The organism is Alkalimonas amylolytica (assembly GCF_900107845.1).
In the GTDB taxonomy this organism is placed as follows: domain Bacteria; phylum Pseudomonadota; class Gammaproteobacteria; order Enterobacterales; family Alteromonadaceae; genus Alkalimonas; species Alkalimonas amylolytica.
The window spans coordinates 26,437-42,395 of sequence record NZ_FNRM01000006.1 but is presented as its reverse complement, the minus strand read 5'-3'; the positions used below and the strand labels follow the sequence as shown (position 1 = coordinate 42,395).

General features: G+C 52.1%; 14 protein-coding genes and 4 tRNA genes. 2 read left to right on the top strand and 16 right to left on the bottom strand.

Annotation, left to right across the window (positions count from 1 at the left end):
* Nucleotide 1: 1 nt before the first annotated feature.
* Both BLW37_RS12135 and BLW37_RS12130 read right to left on the bottom strand, forming a co-directional pair.
* On the bottom strand, nucleotides 2-1,096 hold the full coding sequence (locus BLW37_RS12135) for an anhydro-N-acetylmuramic acid kinase (RefSeq protein ID WP_091343235.1): 1,095 nt from the start codon (nucleotides 1,094-1,096) through the stop codon (nucleotides 2-4).
* Nucleotides 1,097-2,434, bottom strand: coding sequence for a peptidoglycan DD-metalloendopeptidase family protein (locus BLW37_RS12130; RefSeq protein WP_342744210.1), 1,338 nt, complete (start codon nucleotides 2,432-2,434; stop codon nucleotides 1,097-1,099). It abuts the gene before it with no gap.
* Between the two features lie 135 nt (nucleotides 2,435-2,569).
* Between BLW37_RS12130 and tyrS the strand changes: the two genes are divergently transcribed.
* On the top strand, nucleotides 2,570-3,772 hold the full coding sequence (gene tyrS / locus BLW37_RS12125) for a tyrosine--tRNA ligase (RefSeq protein ID WP_091343727.1): 1,203 nt from the start codon (nucleotides 2,570-2,572) through the stop codon (nucleotides 3,770-3,772).
* 82 nt (nucleotides 3,773-3,854) lie between these two features.
* Here tyrS and BLW37_RS12120 read toward each other — a convergent pair whose 3' ends face one another.
* From BLW37_RS12120 to aguB, 9 genes are all read right to left on the bottom strand, one after another.
* Complete coding sequence (locus BLW37_RS12120; RefSeq protein WP_091343233.1) at nucleotides 3,855-4,253, bottom strand: hypothetical protein; 399 nt, start codon at nucleotides 4,251-4,253, stop codon at nucleotides 3,855-3,857.
* Between the two features lie 2 nt (nucleotides 4,254-4,255).
* On the bottom strand, nucleotides 4,256-4,549 hold the full coding sequence (locus BLW37_RS12115; RefSeq protein ID WP_091343232.1) for a hypothetical protein: 294 nt from the start codon (nucleotides 4,547-4,549) through the stop codon (nucleotides 4,256-4,258).
* A 149-nt stretch (nucleotides 4,550-4,698) separates the two neighbouring features.
* A complete protein-coding gene (locus BLW37_RS12110) occupies nucleotides 4,699-5,991 on the bottom strand; it encodes a mechanosensitive ion channel family protein (protein WP_091343230.1) in 1,293 nt (430 codons plus the stop codon).
* A gap of 20 nt (nucleotides 5,992-6,011) precedes the next feature.
* Nucleotides 6,012-6,929 carry an AEC family transporter gene (locus BLW37_RS12105; protein ID WP_245785723.1) on the bottom strand — a complete coding sequence of 306 codons (918 nt, stop codon included), beginning with the start codon at nucleotides 6,927-6,929 and terminating at the stop codon, nucleotides 6,012-6,014.
* 34 nt (nucleotides 6,930-6,963) lie between these two features.
* Nucleotides 6,964-7,263, bottom strand: coding sequence for a GIY-YIG nuclease family protein (locus tag BLW37_RS12100; protein WP_091343229.1), 300 nt, complete (start codon nucleotides 7,261-7,263; stop codon nucleotides 6,964-6,966).
* Nucleotides 7,250-8,278, bottom strand: coding sequence for a tetratricopeptide repeat protein (locus tag BLW37_RS12095; RefSeq protein WP_139243712.1), 1,029 nt, complete (start codon nucleotides 8,276-8,278; stop codon nucleotides 7,250-7,252). Before BLW37_RS12095 ends, BLW37_RS12100 begins: the two co-directional genes overlap by 14 nt.
* Nucleotides 8,279-8,563: 285 nt before the next feature.
* Nucleotides 8,564-10,600 carry a S8 family serine peptidase gene (locus BLW37_RS12090; protein WP_091343226.1) on the bottom strand — a complete coding sequence of 679 codons (2,037 nt, stop codon included), beginning with the start codon at nucleotides 10,598-10,600 and terminating at the stop codon, nucleotides 8,564-8,566.
* Nucleotides 10,601-10,860: 260 nt separating this feature from the next.
* Nucleotides 10,861-12,003, bottom strand: a complete 1,143-nt coding sequence (aguA, locus tag BLW37_RS12085) for an agmatine deiminase (protein WP_171907615.1) — start codon at nucleotides 12,001-12,003, stop codon at nucleotides 10,861-10,863.
* On the bottom strand, nucleotides 11,975-12,859 hold the full coding sequence (aguB, locus tag BLW37_RS12080; protein WP_091343222.1) for an N-carbamoylputrescine amidase: 885 nt from the start codon (nucleotides 12,857-12,859) through the stop codon (nucleotides 11,975-11,977). Before aguB ends, aguA begins: the two co-directional genes overlap by 29 nt.
* Before the next feature lie 239 nt (nucleotides 12,860-13,098).
* Here aguB and BLW37_RS12075 point away from each other — a divergent pair, with 239 nt between their 5' ends.
* Nucleotides 13,099-14,250 (top strand): FAD-dependent oxidoreductase, encoded by a 1,152-nt coding sequence (locus BLW37_RS12075; protein ID WP_091343723.1) that lies wholly within the window; start codon nucleotides 13,099-13,101, stop codon nucleotides 14,248-14,250.
* A 53-nt stretch (nucleotides 14,251-14,303) separates the two neighbouring features.
* Here the strand turns inward: BLW37_RS12075 and BLW37_RS12070 are convergent.
* The 5 genes from BLW37_RS12070 to ychF all read right to left on the bottom strand — a co-directional run bounded on the left by BLW37_RS12070 (nucleotide 14,304) and on the right by ychF (nucleotide 15,938).
* Nucleotides 14,304-14,378: transfer RNA gene (locus BLW37_RS12070), tRNA-Gln, on the bottom strand.
* 30 nt (nucleotides 14,379-14,408) lie between these two features.
* A tRNA-Gln gene (locus BLW37_RS12065) sits at nucleotides 14,409-14,483 on the bottom strand.
* A 27-nt stretch (nucleotides 14,484-14,510) separates the two neighbouring features.
* Nucleotides 14,511-14,595: transfer RNA gene (locus BLW37_RS12060), tRNA-Leu, on the bottom strand.
* Nucleotides 14,596-14,618: 23 nt separating this feature from the next.
* Nucleotides 14,619-14,695 (bottom strand) — tRNA-Met (locus BLW37_RS12055).
* A 151-nt stretch (nucleotides 14,696-14,846) separates the two neighbouring features.
* Entirely contained in the window at nucleotides 14,847-15,938 is a 1,092-nt protein-coding gene (ychF, locus tag BLW37_RS12050; protein WP_091343220.1) for a redox-regulated ATPase YchF, read from the bottom strand.
* Nucleotides 15,939-15,959: the final 21 nt, after the last annotated feature.

Here is a 15,959-nt window from a genome sequence, read left to right as displayed (position 1 = left end):
ATCAAGGCCTGTATTCAACGCCAAGAACACAGGCTTTGCGTGCTCCGGTTACTGCTGGCACATTGCCTGGCAGCTGCCGGTCGAAAGCCTGCGCCAGCCAGGCAAAAGCTATCGCCTCCACCCAGTCCGGCTCAATCCCTGCCACGCTGCTACTTTGTACGGTGGCGGGTCCTAACAGCTGCTGCAAATCAGCCATTAATAACGGGTGATAGACACCGCCACCACAGATATAAACCTCTGTTAAGTTTGGTCGTTGCAGCGCCTTGGCAATGCTGGTGGCAGTAAAGCGGCATAAGGTGCGCTGCACATCAGCGGCAGCTTCTTGGCCAGAAAGCCGTTGCTGTAACCAACCCAGATGGAAATATTCGCGCCCGGTACTTTTTGGGGCGCTTTGCTGAAAATAGTTATCTTCCAGCAGGTGTTGCAGCAGGTCGGGCAGCAGCTTGCCTTCGGCACTAAAAGCGCCGTCTTTGTCGAAGGGCAATTGGCGATGAAGCGAAACCCAGTCATCCATCAGGCAATTGCCCGGACCGGTATCATAGCCAGTGGTCGTGCCATCTGCGTTAAGCAGGCTGATATTGGCAATACCGCCAATATTGACCACGGCACGGTTTTGACCGAGCTTGGCAAAAACTGCCTGATGAAAGGCCGGTACCAAAGGAGCACCCTGACCACCATAGGCCATGTCCTTGCGACGAAAATCTGCAATGACCCGAATGCCAGTCAGTGCCGCTAGCAGATGCATATTGCCAAGTTGCACCGTAAAAGGCTGGGGCTGACTGGGGCGATGCCGAATGGTCTGGCCATGACAACCTATAGCGCTGATTTGCTCCGGCTGATAATTGGCTTGTTTAAGTAATTGCTGTACACCAATCGCATAACACTCGGCCAGTTGGTTTTCTACCGGACCTATGCGTTCCACTTCATTGTTACCAGGTTCGGCCAGTAAGCGCAGCTCACCTTGCAAGCTGGCAGGAAAGGGAACCAGTTTACTGCAGAGCAAGCTCAGCTTGGGCGAGTTAAAACTGACCAACACCAGGTCGATGCCATCCAGGCTGGTACCAGACATAATGCCGATATAGAGTTTTGGCTGCATTTAAGGAGTTGCCGCTAGTAACTGTTGCTGTTGGCTCTGCAGCTCAGTCAGGACTTCATTGGCTTTGGCGATAAAGCTAGCTTTATCGGCTCCGGTCAGCGCCTGAGCTTGCGGCAGTTGCACGGTTCTTGGATTGCGATGCACGCCATTGACCACAAACTCATAATGCAGGTGTGGGCCAGTGACCCGGCCGGTTGCACCCAGACGGCCAATCACCTGGCCCTGTCGTACCCGATCGCCCACCCGGACCTGACGGCGGGACAAGTGCAGGTACTTGGTAATGATGTTGTTGCCGTGCTGAATAAAGACATAATTGCCATTGAGGTTGTTGTAGGTAGAAGCCGTTACCCGGCCATCGCCGGTAGCCATAATGGGGGTACCGACAGGAGCCACATAATCAATGCCATTATGCGGTGCTACTCTGCCGGTGACCGGGTGTTGGCGGCGTGGATTGAAGTTGGAGCTGATGCGGGTAAACTCGACCGGTGCCCGTAAAAAAGCCTGCCGCATGCTGGTACCATCCGGTTTGTAATAATGGCCATCGCTATGGCGCACGGCCTGAATTACCCGGCCCTGATTGCTAAACTGCGCGGCCAGAATGGCGCCATCACCAATAAACTCATCCTCGCTGTAGTTGCGCTCAAACAAAACGATAAAGCTGTCACCGGCCCGAATATCCAAGGCAAAATCGATATCCCAGCCAAAAATACTTGCCAGCGCCATAATTTGATTGTTGCTAAGGCCGGCGCTCAGGCCGGCATGCCAGAAGCTGGATTGAATGGTGGCAGCGGCATAGTCGGTGCGCGCTTCCACCGCGCGATGTTGGTGCTCGCTCTGAAACCGGCCTTCCTCATCGCGATACACCAACAGGGATTCTAGCCGGTTAATGGCATAGCGTAGCTCTTGCAGCTGGCCCGCTTCGTCCAAACCAAACTCCAGTGTCTCGCCTGGAAACAAACGAGTCAGCGTTCGGGTACTATCGCCCAGTGCCAGAATGGCCAGCATAGTTTGCTGACTGACATTGGCACGGCGGAACAAATTGGATAAGGCATCGCCACTTTGTACGGTGATGCTGTGCCAGGTCAGCTCTGGTTCTGGCAGCTCTTCAACCTCAGGCTCACTGAATAAAGATACTTCAGTTTCTGCTGGTAAGCTGGTATCAAGTGGGAACAACTCAGGGACATAAAGCTCGCTAAGCTCTGACAACTCTTTGCTACTTTGTCTGGAGTCAGCCGGTTCTGTTGGCATCAGGATCACCAGCGCAGACAGAAGCATTAAGCCCAGAATCAGCAAGCGGTGAGAGATTGGAATACGCGATACCAGTGTTTGCATGAGCATGGATTTGGTTACTGCTTAAATTAGCAGCATAACGTTTTTTTTTCACTGTTGCCAGTATTGTGCAATTTCCAATGCTGGCTGCATCAGTTAAAATAACCGATCCTGACAATGACGATTACTTTTTTGGAGACCACCATGACCAACTGGGAGCAGGCGTTTGCTGAGCTAAAACGCGGCTGCGAAGAGATTTTGCTGGAAGAAGAGCTGATTGCCAAGCTAAAGCAAGGCAAACCATTGAAAATTAAAGCAGGGTTTGATCCAACAGCACCAGATTTGCATCTGGGTCATACTGTGCTTATTAATAAACTGCGCACCTTCCAGCAGTATGGTCATGAAGTGATTTTCCTGATTGGCGACTTCACCGGCATGATAGGTGATCCCAGCGGCAAAAATGTCACCCGTAAGCCATTGAGCCGGGACGATGTGCTGGCCAACGCTGAAACCTACAAAGAGCAGGTGTTTAAAATTCTCGACCCAGCCAAGACCCGTATCGCCTTTAATTCGGAGTGGATGAATGAGCTGGGTGCTGCTGGTTTAATCCGACTGGCATCACAGCAAACGGTCGCCAGGATGCTAGAGCGCGATGACTTTAAAAAGCGTTTTGCCAACAATCAGTCGATTGCCATTCATGAATTCTTGTATCCCTTGGTGCAGGGCTGGGATTCGGTAGCGCTGGAGGCCGATGTTGAGATGGGCGGTACCGATCAGCGCTTTAACCTGCTGATGGGCCGTGAGCTGCAAAAAGAAGCGGGGCAGCGGCCGCAAACGGTGATGATGGTGCCTTTGCTGGAGGGTCTGGATGGCGTGCAGAAGATGTCGAAATCTTTGGGCAACTATGTTGGCATCACCGATGCACCGAACGAGATGTTTGGTAAAATCATGTCGATTTCGGATGAGCTGATGTGGCGTTACTTTGAACTGTTAAGCTTCAGGCCGTTGACGGAGATAGAAGCATTGAAGCAGCGGATCGCCGAAGGTGGCAACCCACGTGATGTTAAAATTGAGCTGGCCAAAGAAATCATTGCCCGTTTCCACGATACTGCTGCAGCCGATGCCGCCGAGCAGGATTTTATTCAGCGCTTTTCCAAAAATGCGCTGCCGGATGATATTCCAGAGCTGCAGCTAAGCTGTGATGGCGAAGCCATGCCGATTGCCAATCTGTTAAAAGAAGCCGGCCTGGTCGCCAGTACTTCGGAAGCCATGCGGATGATCAAGCAAGGTGCAGTGAAGCGCAACGGCGATGAAAAAATCGACGACAGCAAGCTGGAAATCACCAAAGGCAGTGAAGCCATCTACCAGGTTGGCAAGCGCAAGTTTGCTAAAATCAGCTTGGTTTAATAAAATTCTTTCTATTATAAGGGCGCAGTGATGCGCCCTGCTTTATGAGCTGATATTTATGGGGAGGCTTGCTCACTGGGCTTCAGGATTTTCTGTTGGCGTCTCGAGTGAAGCTTCGTGCATATTGAAGCAAAGAAATGAAAATTGGTGTGAAGAAAGCAGCCATTAGAATAGTCGTACTGAGTGCTTCGAACAAGGTTATTGAAGTGCTATAACCGATCACTTGCACGACAGAATATACTATCAAAACAGCTAAGGCTATAGCCAGTATAATCCATGACCAAGCAGTACCTAATTTGATCGAACGGACATGGGCGTAGCAGCCAACAGTGCTCAGCGTCAGTATCAAGATGACAAGCGACCACTCTATGAGAGTAGTTACTGTAAACTCTTCAATACCCGTAATGAAGTTGTATCCATTGGTGTAGATGGTGAGTAGCAAGTAAATTGCACTCAAAGCCAATGCAGTTTTTTTCAACATAATTAATGCCAAAAACCAAATGGAATTCGTTGGGGATCCGTTGGTAACTCTTTCCAGCCATCGACATTTTGAATATATCGACGTGAAAAGTTACGTCGCTTAGCGCCTGCTGGAGCTAAACTTTCTAATACAGAAAGTAATCCCTTGGCTTCGCGGGACTTTCTACCTTTTGTATTTATGATAAATACTAACGAAGGGTAGATATGTTTGTAAATCTGATCAGCCGAAATTTTGCTACTGAAAACACCAATGATTTGACTTCCAGCTTCAACAACTAAATTCGCTACACCTGACATAATGCAGATTCCTTTATCCAGTGATTAATTGCTCAAAATTTATCACTCTACTGCTACCATTGTCAATGGAGTGTTCATATTTTGACTCTGTCTCATGCAAGATATCAGGACGCATGCGTGCGCCCATTTTAATGGGCGGTTGCTAGCGGTTAAGGCAGGTTGTCTGGCATCGATTTAATATGCAAATCGCGTTGTGGGTAGGGAATGGTAATTTTATGCTCTTTAAATGCGCGCCAAATCGCCAGGTTTACTTCCGATTTGACCCCGCCAGTACCATTCTCCGGGTCGGCAATCCACACCCGTAGTTGGAGTTCTATGCCGCTATCAGCAAACTCCATTAAACGCACGGTAGGGACTGGTTCCTGCAAAATCCGGGGAGATGCCTTAGCGCACTCCAGCATCAGGGCCATGGCTTGCTCGGGATCGTCGTTGTAACTAATTTGTACCGGGATCACCACCCGCACATTGCGATCGGCATAGCTCCAGTTGATCACTTCCGACGTGATCAGGTTTTCATTGGGGATTAACGTATCCACCCCTTCACGGTTTCGCACCACCACATAGCGGGAATTCAGTGCTTCGACCCAGCCAAATTTATCACCCACGGTAATGACATCACCGGGTTTGATGGAGCGGTCCAGTACCAGAATAAAACCGCTGATAAAGTTGGACGCAATGCGCTGCAAACCAAAGCCCAAGCCCACACCTAAAGCACCGCCAAAAATAGCCAACGAACTAAGGTTAATGCCAACCGCATTCAGCGCGATTAAAAAGGCCAGGGTGAGCAGAATAAACTTACTGAACTTGTTAAAGCCAACCCGCATGCTGGGTGAGATATTGGCCGAGCGCTGCAATTGTCGGCTGATAAGTTCCGACAGCCAGATCGCCAGGGTAAATGCCAGACCAACCAGCAGTAACAGCTTTATCACTGACAAGACTGAAATGCGGTTTTCGCCCAGGTTAAGTGCCATGCTGTCCAAAAAGCCCAGCACCGTTGGCAGCCAGCCAAGCAGATGCAACACCACACCGAGCCAAATCAATACCGACAAGGCACTTTCAGAAGACTTGAGCAATGGATTGATGGTAAAGGCTTTGCGTAGTAAATAGATGCTAAAACGGATCAGCGCCAGCGCCCAGAGGATAGGCACAGCAATGGCCAGCAGTTGCAGGGGAAGATCGTACCACTGAAGCACAGCTTTGGCTGGTAATACTACCGCCAAGGCAATCAGCGGCCACAGTAACCTCTGAATACTGCGCACTGCAATATGACGAAAGCCCTGTAAGCTGGATGAAGCCTGTGCTTCCAGCAGTTGTTGGATGCGCCGGTTGAACAGGGAAGCTGCCACCGCAGCAACCGCCAACACCACCAGTTGCCACCAGGTGGCTGGGCTCAAAAGTAATTCTATATGTTGTTGCCACCAGTTTAGGGCAATATCGACCATCGGTTTTCCTTTAGATACAGTTATTGCAACAGCCAGTACACGACAGGCAAGGTCACAAAGCTAAGTAGTACACCGAAACCTACCAGGGCACTGACCAGACGCGGTGCCAGCCCGGCCATAATGGCAATGGCACCTGCCGAGATCATTGGCGGCATCGCTGCCATAAAAACCACAGTTTGTCGCAAGCTGGCATCCACTGAGCTGCTACTTGCTATAGCATAAGCCATCAATGGCATCAGAACCAGTGTCACCAGCAAGCCAAAGGCGAGAGGCTTTAATTCACTGGCTTGCAGGCGAAAACGAAGGCTAAAGCCAACCGCGATCATCACCACTGGCACTAGGGTGGCAGCCACATTGTTGAGTAGCTGGGTTGCCAAAGCCGGATAGCTGCTGTTGCGTAGCATCAGTGCCAGCAGCAAGGCCAAGAGGGGCGGTGAGCTGAGTACTTTGCGCGCAATAGCTTTCATACTGGCCGATGATTGCTGTTGACCGTACAGACTGGCCAGAATGGTGGAGTAGGTAGCCAGGGCGATAAAAGAGCCGAGCTGATCGTAGATAATGGCCACGGGCATGCGATCACTGCCCCAAAAGGCTTCCACCATCGGAAAGCCAAGAAAAGAGGTATTGCCAAGCGGCAATACAATAAGTAGGGCTACCTTGGTATCCCGGCTCCAGTTCAGCCAATGCCCAACCAGCAATGTCAGGCCTGCCACCAGCACTAGCAGCAACCAGGGGGTTAATACCGGCAGCCAGAGTTGGGCGGAAAACTGCAGTTCGGGGATTTTCAACAACACCAGTGCAGGCAAGGCGACATTCAGCACATAAGCATTCAAGGCTCGCGCACTGTCGGCCGGCATGGCTGGCACCAGTCGCAGCAGCAGGCCGATGGCCAGATAGCCGAGGATCAGGGCGTAGTTGTCCAGTGGCAACACAGGCATCTGCAGGCCAGCTCCTTAGTGCAGGGGAAAAGAGTTATTCTAGCGGGGAACTGGCCAGAGCTCCATCCGTCTTTAGGCGAATAAAGGCTTCTTTTTGTTGTTTGTTCAATTGTTTAAATTGATATTCCGCTTTGCTAGCGCTGCTGCGACACGGGTAGGGCTCTTGATACAACAATTGCAATGGCCGCTGCCCGCGTAGCGCTTTGGCACCACCGGCCAGCTCACCATTGTGCTGACGTAACCGCCTTTGTGGATCGGTGCTAATCCCGGTATAGATTTGACCTCTGTTGGTTCTGAGCAGATAGAAAAACCAATCAGTTTCACTCGGCTGCATGCAAGACTCCGAGTTTGGCTTTGTACAATTGTCGTCTGTCTACTGTACGGGCAAACTGATGGGCTGTGGATAAATGGTGCTGCGCGGAAGTTATACGTCCACGCTGATAGTCGATGTGAGCATAGCGGAAATAAATCTCATCCAGGTAGGGTGCCAGATGTTGCGCGCGCTCTAAATAGCGTTCGGCCCGTGCCAGTTGGCCATGCTGTATTGCTTCGTCTGCCAGGAAAATCCATTCATAAGGGTTGGGGTCATTGATGTGGCTGATGGTTTCATTCAGGGCATGAGCCTCTTTATAGCGCCCTTGCAGGGTGAGCATTTCCCGGAAGTTGATCATGGCATTCAGATTGACTGGGTAATAGTCCAAAATAAAACGATAGAGTTTTTCTGCTGTGATGACGTCTTGCTTACGGCGGTGCAAGACTGCCAAAGCATTCAAAGCGGCGACATTATCCGGAGCGATCTGCAATGCTTTCATCAGATACGGAAATGCTGCTTCATCATCATTTTGCTTTAAAAGCTCTGCTGCCACATTTTGGTAAAACATAGAGATAAAGTGTTGCTCAGAAATATACTGCCCCCTTTGACGCCGTGCGCTTGGGAAGTAGTCAATAAAAGAGTGGGAGTAACTGATCTGGCCAGTTTCTCTGTTGTGTTCACTCGGCGAGGATACTCTGGAGCGAATATGACTTGATACATAAAGGGTATCGTCGATGAGTTCATAAATCGGCACTGAATACACCAACTGATAATCAACGCTAACATCAATTAAACGGGCGTAGGCGGTTGTTAGAATGGCCAGAGATAAACAGTTGCCTGTTTCACCTTGCAAGCTATTGGTGGCTTTTAAGGTCTTGCCATAATAATTAAAGTCTGTGTACCGCCGTTCAACGAAACTGGCCAGCCGCCGGTCGGGTAACAGATGTTGTCGTGCCTCATCGTAATAAAACTCGAGAAACTCTCGCTGCTGCTCTGCAGTTAGGAAGAAAATTTCCGGTGGCATGGGCAGCGGCATAACTGTTTCGTTTGTAAACAAATCCTGGTTTACAGGAATGTCTGCAAAACGTAATTTTTCCGTACTATCATTGCCGCTTTTATCTTGAGCAGACAGGGAACTATTTGCAGAGGAGCATCCGTTGAGCAGTAAAGCCAACAGTATATATCCAATGCTAAGCCGGTGTGCTAATTTCATCCTTGTTCCTTGATAATCAAGCTCTTAATTTCCCAGTCTAATAGAACTCTGTATTTACGCAAGTAGATACAAATGGGGAGACGAAGGACTCCCCATACCGCTCACGCTTTATTGACAAGTGCCCTGATGAGTCCAGACAGCCCATTGACCGGAATACTGGCTTGGGTTCTGGTTTTGAGTCCACCAGTTGGCCCGATAGCGTTGGCCATTATGCTGAACTTGATCACCGGCGGTATAGACAGCACTGGCTTGCCAGGTTGCTAAACCGGAGCAGCCCCCGCCCTGATTGGTCACACTCACCGTACGGGTAATTGTATGGCTGGCACCATCCGCATCTGCCACGTTCAGCTGTACCTGATAACTGCCGGCCTGCCTGTAGCTGTGTACCGGGTGCTGTTGAGCAGAGCTGCTACCATCGCCAAAGCTCCACTGCCAGCTGACTACACCCTGATCGTCGGTACTACGGTCAGTGAACTGCACAGTCAGTCCATTGGCCTGAAAGTCGAATTCGGCTACAGGTGGTTGATTGCCACCGCCACCACCGCTGCAAGGGCCCAGATCACGCCAGACGTTGCTAAACAGATCCGGACGAGCACCGGTTGACCACCAGGTTGCTTCATAGCGACGACCATTGTAACTGACCTGCTGGCCAGCCTGATAAGGGGTGCTTGCTGACCAGGCAGTTAAGCCATCACAACCACCGCCACCGCCACCACTAACCGTAATGGTTCTGCGAGCTGTGCTTTGCAAGCCTTGTTGGTCGGCCACGGTCAGGCTGATGCTGTAAGTGCCACTTTGAGCATAGTTATGCATTGGGTTTTGCTGGCTCGAGTTGTTGCCATCACCAAAATCCCACTGCCAACTGACCACGCCCTGATCATCGGTGGATGTATCTTGCAGACTGACTGTTAGCCCATTAATACTTGCCGTAAAGCTGGCAACTGGTGGTTGATTACCACCACCGCCACCCAGCAAAAACTCAGTGTTGAGTAGCCGGTTCACGGTGCCATTGGTATTGGTAATTTTGCCAGTGGCGGCATTGCTGTAGATAGCCTGGGCTACCTGAGCGGGTGTGGCATTGGGGTTTTGTTGCAGGTAAAGCGCTGCAGCTCCGGCCACATGAGGACTGGCCATGGAAGTGCCGCTGATGGTTCGGGTGGCATTAGCGCTACCAATCCAGGGAGCAATAATGTCCGAACCTGGAGCAAAGATATTGACGCAGCTGCCCCAGTTGGAAAAGTTGGAGCGGCTATCGGTGCGGGTTGATGAACCAACCGTCATAGCGGCAGCGACCCGTGCCGGGGATGTGTTGCAGGCATTGGCATTGCTGTTACCCGCTGCTACCACGGTGGCCACCCCGCGTTGGATCAAACGATTGGTGGCTTGATCAAGGGCGGCTGAAGCCCCGCCACCCAAGCTCATATTGGCGACGGCAGGACGAACAGCGTTGGCTGCCACCCAGTCAATGCCTTGAATGATGGCTGTGGAAGTGGTTTCTCCTCCGCAGCCAAACACTTTTACGGAGTGGAGCGTCACTTGTTTGGCAACGCCATAGGTCGTGGCACCAATACTGCCAGCAACATGAGTACCATGGCCATTGCAGTCTTCGGGGTTATTCCCTATGGTGGTCACGACCCTTCCAATACGACCACGAAATTGTGTATGGCTGGTGTTGATACCTGTGTCAATCACATAGGCATTGACGCCTGCACCGGTTAAATCATAACGATAGACACCATTTAAAGGCAGATTCTGCTGGTCCAGGCGATCCAAGCCCCAAGGCGCATTATTTTGCTGGTTGTACAGCGAGATACGCTGCACAGGCTCGATGTAATCCACCGATGTTTGCTGCAGTAAGGTTTTGACACCGCTGTCATTTGTTTCAATTACAAAACCTTTCAGGGCATGATTGAATTCTGCTTTCACAGTGCCTTGTGCCAGCTGGCTGTAGCTTCGCGCTTTTACGTTGACTGCATCGGCACCGAATAAAGCCAACTCTTGGTCTTTTAAGACCACAATGTATTGGTTGGGAATGGTTTTGTGCTCAGGAACGCTGAGCAGACTGGCTTGTGACCAGGCAGGAAGAGCGGCAAAAGCTAGGCTCGCCGCAATTCCAGCTATGGTCAGCTGGTGTTTTAAGGTCATTGGATGTTCCTCAGTTTTATTGTTATCTAATGTGCTCATTTGAATCAGAGCGCTTAAATAATGAACATTGGTGCAAAAAATAGGCAAATAAAACTTTAGAATGCTTTGCTCTGAGCTAAGGAAAAATTGGTCTATAGCAATTTCTTTATGTGGTAGTAAAGATGTTTAGACGTCTTTGTAAGGTAGGGTGCACAGTGGTCCCGATAAAGGAACCACTGTGGCAAGATAGCGCTGTGCTTTACAGAGACATGAGGTTGGTATCAGGCTGGCTGCTGCTGGGTAATGCAGTGAATATTGCCACCGCCAAGCAGAATTTCCCGCCCAGGCACCAGCACCACGTCGCGCTCCGGGAACAGCTCGCGCAGGATGGCTGCAGCGACTTCGTCATTCGGATCGTCAAAAGCGGGCATAATCAGACCGCCATTGCACAGATAAAAGTTGATGTAGGAGCCTGCCAGTCGGGCATGAGCTTCGCGGGGAATGGTGTGCAGTACTGAGTCGACACTGGCATATTCTTCCGGCTCAGCAATAATGGGAGCCGGTAATGGCAGCTTGTGCACCTTAATAGCACGGCCTTGGGCATCGGTGCTGTTTTCCAGTACGTTAAGCGCCGCTTGGGAGCGGGCGTACTGCGGATCCTTTTCATCATCGGTCCAGGCCAGCAGCACTTCACCAGGACGGACAAAACAGGCCATGTTGTCTATGTGGCCATCGGTCTCATCCAGGTAGATGCCTTGTTCCAGCCAGATCACTTTGCTGGTGCCGAGATACTCATGCAGCATCTGCTCGATCTGAGCCCGGCTTAAATGCGGGTTACGATTGGGGTTGAGCAAACACTCTTCCGTAGTCAGTACGGTGCCTTCGCCGTCGACATGAATGGCGCCGCCTTCCAGCACAAAGCCTTCGGTGCGATAACGCAGTTGCTGCTCGACACTCAGCACCTTGCTGGCGACCTGATCGTCCAGATGCCAGGGGAAATACAAGCCACCATTCAGGCCGCCCCAGGCGTTGAACGTCCAGTCTATGCCCCGTACGTCGCCCTTGCCATTGACCACAAAACTGGGGCCGGTATCACGACACCAGGCATCGTTGCTGGAGAGCTCAATTACGCGAATGCGCTCCGCCAGCTCCGGGCTGCTGTGCAGCTGGGCCAGCGCATTGCCATACTGGTTGGCTGATACCCCAACCGTGACCGGCTCAAAGCGGGCGATGGCCTGAATGACCCGGGTAAAGGCTGCCTGAGCAGGCTTGGCACCCAAGCGCCAGTTGTCGGTGCGCTCCGGCCATACCATCCAGGTCTGGCGATGTGGTTGCCACTCGGCAGGCATGTAAAAGCCATCCTGCCGTGGGGTTGTGCTCAGCGTGCGCGCCAACTTAGTTGCCACCCTGCTGGGTGAAGCCATCTTTGGTCAGCAGCGGCTGATACAAATCAATACGACGATCACGGAACACGCCCCAGCCGCGCCGGTTTTGCGCCACTTCATCCAAATCAAAGGTGTGTACCAGTACGGCTTCTGAGCTTTCATCTGCTTCTTGCACCTTGGCACCGTACTCATTGGCAATAAAGGAGCTGCCATAGAAGGTGATGGCGAAATCATCCTCGGTTTCCACGCCAATGCGGTTGGAAGCAATCAGCGGCACCAGGTTGGCAGCGGCATGACCTTGCTGGGTGCGCTGCCAGTGATCACGTGAGTTCACAGTGGCATCGTGTGGCTCGCTGCCAATGGCGGTTGGGTAGAACAATAGTTCAGCACCCATCAGCGCCATGCTGCGGGCACACTCCGGGAACCATTGATCCCAGCAGATGCCAATGCCGATTTTGGCGTAACGGGTTTGCCAGACTTTAAAACCACTGTCGCCCGGCGTGAAATAGAATTTCTCGGAGTAACCAGGGCCATCCGGGATATGACTTTTGCGATAGACACCAAGCAGGCTGCCGTCCGCATCCAGTACGGCGATGCTGTTGTAAAAACAGTTGCCTGCTTTTTCATAAAAGCTGATTGGCAAGACCACCGCCAGCTCTTTGGCAATGGCCTGGAAGTGGCGAATGGCCGGGTTTTCTTCTACTGTGGTGGCAAAATCCAGATAGGCTTCTTTTTGTTTCTGGCAGAAGTAATTGCGCTCAAACAGCTCCTGCAACAGGATGATCTGAGCCCCCTGAGCCGCGGCCTGACGGACCAGTTTCTCACCACGGGCAATGTTCTCGTCTACATTCCAACCACCGATCATTTGGGTGGCAGCAACCGTTACATTTCGCATTTAACTTCTCCGTTAGAGTAAGCCCGAGCCCCCGAATCAGTGTCGGAGAACCCTTGAATAAAGGCGCGCAAAATGCCGTATTTTTCAACAGCCGTCAACTGCTTTTAGTGGCAGATGTTGAATTCTGTCTGACCCGCTGCGATCAGGCATGGCATCGTTACGTCTATCGTCTGCCGAAGCAGCACAGACCATCCATTTTAGCGTACAATGTTCCGGTTGAAAAATGCAGAGGGCGAAAGATGTTTGATCTGACGGTGGTTGGTGGTGGCATGGTTGGTGCTAGCATTGCGGCTTACATGGCGCAGCAGGGCTGGCAGGTGGCACTGGTAGAAGCACAGCAGCCAGAGCCCTATGACGCCAGCCAACCGGCAGACTTACGGGTATCGGCCATCAGCCAGCGCAGCCAGCAGTGGTTGGAGCAATTCGGTGCCTGGCAGGCGGTTGCTGCAATGCGGCTTTGTCCGTATCGCCGTTTACAGGCCTTTGAGCATCCAGAGCACAGCGTGGAGTTTAACGCCGCCAGCATCAACCAGAGCGAACTTGGCCATATTGTCGAAAACCGCCTGCTGCAGCTGGCGTGCTGGCAGCAGTTTCCAAAGAGCTTGCAGCTGTTTTGCCCGGCCAGAGTAACCGCACTGCAACAGGATGCCGACAGCGCACAGCTGACGCTGGATAATGGCGACTGCCTGCACAGCCGTTTGGTGATTGCGGCCGATGGTGCCCGTTCGGCCCTGCGCCAGCTGGCTGGCATTGGTACCCGCGGCTGGCGTTATGCGCAGGGCTGCCTGGTGGCCCATGTAGCCACCGAGCTGCCGGAGCAGGATGTCACCTGGCAGCAATTTACTGAAACCGGTCCAAAAGCTTTCTTGCCGCTGCCGGGCCAGCAAGGCTCACTGGTTTGGTACGACAATCTGCCCAAAGTACAGCAGCTGGCTGCCATGTCACCGGCTGCACTCAGTCAGGCCATGATGGCGGCTTTCCCGGCGCAGTTGGGGCGCATCGAGGTACAGCGGGCCACCTGGTTTCCGTTGCAGCGTTTACATGCTTTGTCCTATTACCAGCAGCGAGTGGTGCTGGTCGGCGATGCTGCGCATGCCATTCATCCCATGGCCGGGCAGGGCGTAAATCTTGGCTTTGCGGATGCCGCCTTAGTGTGCCAGTTGTTGCAGCAAGCAGGTGTGACTGCACTCGAGCAACCGCAAGCCCTGCTGGCGCGCTATCAGCAGCAGCGTCAGCCGCAGAACTGGCTGATGATGAGCAGCATGGATCTACTCTACCATGGCTTTGGCAGTCGATGGCCGTTAGTGCGGCAATTACGTCAATTGGGTTTGGTACTGGCCGGGCGCAGTGCTTTGCTGAAAAAGATGGTCACCCGCTATGCAACAGGCTGAGCAGTCGTTATCTAATATTATGGTAGGATTTGTCGTGTTAAAGTCGCTGAGAATGGCAGGGGTGCCAGGATTCGAACCTGGGCATGGCGGGATCAAAACCCGCTGCCTTACCGCTTGGCTACACCCCTAACAAGGATTTACAACCGGAGAAAGAGAAATGGCAGGGGTGCCAGGATTCGAACCTGGGCATGGCGGGATCAAAACCCGCTGCCTTACCGCTTGGCTACACCCCTGCAATGTTTCTCCTTGCCTGGTACATTTGGTGCGGAAGGAGAGACTCGAACTCTCACACCTTGCGGCGCTGGAACCTAAATCCAGTGCGTCTACCAATTCCGCCACTTCCGCGATATGTACCTGAAGAAGTAAAGTGGTGGCTACAGCGGGAATCGAACCTGCGACCCCAGCATTATGAGTGCTGTGCTCTAACCAGCTGAGCTATGTAGCCACGTTAACTTGTCTTCAGCAAGTGGCGCGTATTATCCGTATCTGCTTTGGCAGCGTCAACCGTTTTTTGCAAATTATGCTGGCTGCCAAAGCCCGTTTGCTGTTTTTATACACAAAGCAACACACGGCTTGTGGATAGTTTCGCCAGTTGCTTACACATTAAACAGGAAATGCATCACATCGCCATCTTTTACAATGTAATTTTTGCCTTCCACCCGCAGCTTGCCAGCCTCTTTGGCACCGGCTTCACCCTTGCAGGCAATAAAGTCGTCAAAGCCAATCACTTCCGCGCGGATAAAGCCTTTTTCAAAGTCGGTATGGATGACGCCGGCAGCTTTCGGTGCGCTGGCGCCAATGGCAACGGTCCAGGCCCGAACTTCTTTTACACCGGCGGTGAAATAAGTTTGCAGACTCAGCAGCGAGTAGCCGCCGCGGATCACCCGGTTCAAGCCGGGTTCTTCCAGGCCAAGATCGGCCATAAATTCGGCTTTTTCGTCGTCTTCCAGTTCGGCAATTTCCGATTCAATGGCGGCGCAAACCGGTACCACAATGGCGTCTTCTTTGGCAGCAATGTCAAGCACGATATCAAGGTAAGGGTTGTTCTCAAAGCCGTCTTCGGTGACATTGGCGATGTACATGGTTGGCTTGATGGTCAGGAAGTTCATGTAGCTTACCAGGGCCACTTCTTCCGGCTCCAGTGCCAGTTGGCGCAGGGTCAGACCTTCCTCCAGATGCGCCTTCACCTTGGCCAGTACATCTAACTCGGCCTTGGCGTCTTTGTCGCCCGATTTGGCTTTTTTACCAACCCGCAGCATGGCCCGTTCGGCGCTTTCCATATCAGCCAGTACCAGCTCCATATTGATGGTATCAATGTCATCGGCCGGGTCGACTTTGCCGGCGACATGGATGATGTTGTCGTCATCAAAACAGCGCACTACATGACCGATGGCGTCGGTTTCGCGGATATTGGCCAGAAATTTGTTGCCAAGGCCTTCACCTTTGGAAGCGCCTTTGACCAGGCCAGCAATGTCGACAAATTCCATGGTGGTAGGGATCACCCGCTGTGGCTTAACGATGTCGGCCAGCTGGTTCAGGCGCTGATCCGGTACCGGTACCACGCCGGTATTGGGCTCAATGGTACAAAACGGAAAGTTGGCCGCTTCTATACCGGCTTTGGTCAGTGCATTGAACAAGGTTGATTTACCAACATTCGGTAAGCCGACGATTCCACATTTAAATCCCATGACAGTGTCCTATCGTTGTGC